Origin of the sequence: Cellulomonas sp. 73-92, from assembly GCF_001898175.1 — a bacterium.
GTDB lineage: Bacteria > Actinomycetota > Actinomycetes > Actinomycetales > Cellulomonadaceae > Cellulomonas.
In genome coordinates, this window is record NZ_MKTH01000014.1 from 1 (window position 1) to 831 (window position 831).

An 831-nucleotide genomic window follows, 5' to 3' on the forward strand; every position below is an offset into this window, starting at 1 on the left:
GCGCACCCCCACACCCAAACCGGCACGAAAGCCGGACCCCGACCCCTCACGAAAGCACCCCGGCGGATCCGGGTTCAGGTCGTCCAGCAGCGCCAAGGCTGCAGCACGGTCGGCGCCGGCGCGCAGGGCGCCGTCGGCGACGACCAACCCTTCGAGCGGTCGGAGGGTGCACGCGCAGTCGACGGCGGTCTGCACGATGTCGGTGACGGCGAGACCGCAGACAGACGTCAGCCGTGCCGCGTCGACGAGACCGCGATGACGGGCGACGGACGTGTCCCGCTGCGAGCTGGCATGGCCGCGCTGACGGACCTGGACATGGTGCGGCTCGTGCCAGAGCGGCAGACCCCAGATCACCGCCGCCGACTCGTGGCTGAACCAATGGGCCGTCTGCAGCTGGTTGTCGACGGCGATGATCCTGGCGATCGATCGCCGACGTGGCGACGAGCGGAGGGCGGTGGACGTGTAGGCGCCGCGAGCGACGCGCTCCCATCGGCCCGTCCTGACCCGTGCCGCGACCACCGCGTCGTCGTAGTCGTGCGCGAAGTGGACGGCGGGCAACTCCGCCGGGGGCAGCGGGCGAGGCGATCCAGGTCGCACGGACACCTCGTCAGGGTCATGGCCCCCAGGCGGCCGTCGCGCCGGACATCGGTCCACGGGGAATCGCGGGCGGGTGGCGCGGGCTGTGGTCCGCTCGCACGCCGGTCGCGGTGTCGATAGCGGCCGCCGAGGTCGACAGATCTGGCTACCGACCTCGCACGGGTCTATCGACCTCGCGAGGCGAGGGGTGAGGGGGGTGAGGGGGCGGTGAGGGGGGGCGGTGAGGGGGAGGCG

1 pseudogene is annotated in these 831 nt (G+C 72.8%); it reads right to left on the reverse strand.

Going from position 1 to position 831, the window contains the following annotated elements:
- A pseudogene (locus tag BGO37_RS10275) lies at positions 1–558 on the reverse strand (hypothetical protein); the annotation flags it as partial.
- Positions 559–831: the final 273 nt, after the last annotated feature.